Annotated in this window: 1 protein-coding gene; it reads right to left on the bottom strand. The window is 55.5% G+C overall.

What is annotated here, in order from left to right; all coding sequences use genetic code 11:
- Positions 1-37: 37 nt before the first annotated feature.
- Positions 38-655, bottom strand: a complete 618-nt coding sequence (gene thrH, locus HU811_RS27070) for a bifunctional phosphoserine phosphatase/homoserine phosphotransferase ThrH (RefSeq protein WP_092399905.1) — start codon at positions 653-655, stop codon at positions 38-40.
- Positions 656-797: the final 142 nt, after the last annotated feature.

Raw genomic sequence — 797 nt, 5'->3', positions numbered from 1 at the left:
GATCGCAGCCTTCGGCAGCTCCTACAGGGGGCGGTGTTTACAGGCTTAAGTTGCGGTTCGAAGCCTTGAGGAACTCCTGCTTGAGCTCGGCAAAACTGTGCACTGCCGGGAATTGCGGGAACTCTTGAATCACATTGTCCGGCGCATGGAACAGAATCCCGGCATCGGCTTCACCCAGCATCGTGGTGTCATTGTAGGAATCCCCCGCCGCAATCACCCGGTAGTACAGGCTCTTGAAGGCCAATACCGACTGGCGCTTGGGATCTTTCTGACGCAGTTGGTAGCCGGTTACCCGCCCGCTGTCATCGGTAATCAGACGATGGCAGAGCAACGTCGGGAAACCCAACTGACGCATCAACGGCTGGGAGAATTCGTAGAAGGTGTCGGAAAGAATCACCACCTGGAAGCGCTCACGCAGCCAGTCGACAAACTCAATGGCGCCGTCCAGCGGCTTGAGGGTGGCGATGACTTCCTGGATATCGGCGAGCTTGAGGCCATGCTCATCGAGGATGCGCAACCGTTGCTTCATCAACACGTCGTAGTCGGGAATGTCCCGCGTGGTTGCCCTGAGGGATTGAATACCGGTTTTTTCAGCGAAGGCGATCCAGATTTCCGGGACCAGCACACCTTCCAGGTCGAGACAGGCAATTTCCACAAGACACTCCCATTTTTTGATGTTTATCGGTTGAGCGAACAAAAGGACTGCCGACTCTAGTGTCCTGTTTCGCAAATACGTTCCTTTTTTGACGAGTGGCTGTTTTCGTCAAGCAAGGCGCCGCGACGAGTCATAGCCCGCT

This window comes from Pseudomonas tehranensis (assembly GCF_014268615.1).
Taxonomy (GTDB): Bacteria; Pseudomonadota; Gammaproteobacteria; order Pseudomonadales; family Pseudomonadaceae; genus Aquipseudomonas; species Aquipseudomonas tehranensis.
The sequence above is the reverse complement of the archived record's forward strand: the minus strand, read 5'-3'. Positions and strand labels throughout refer to the sequence as shown.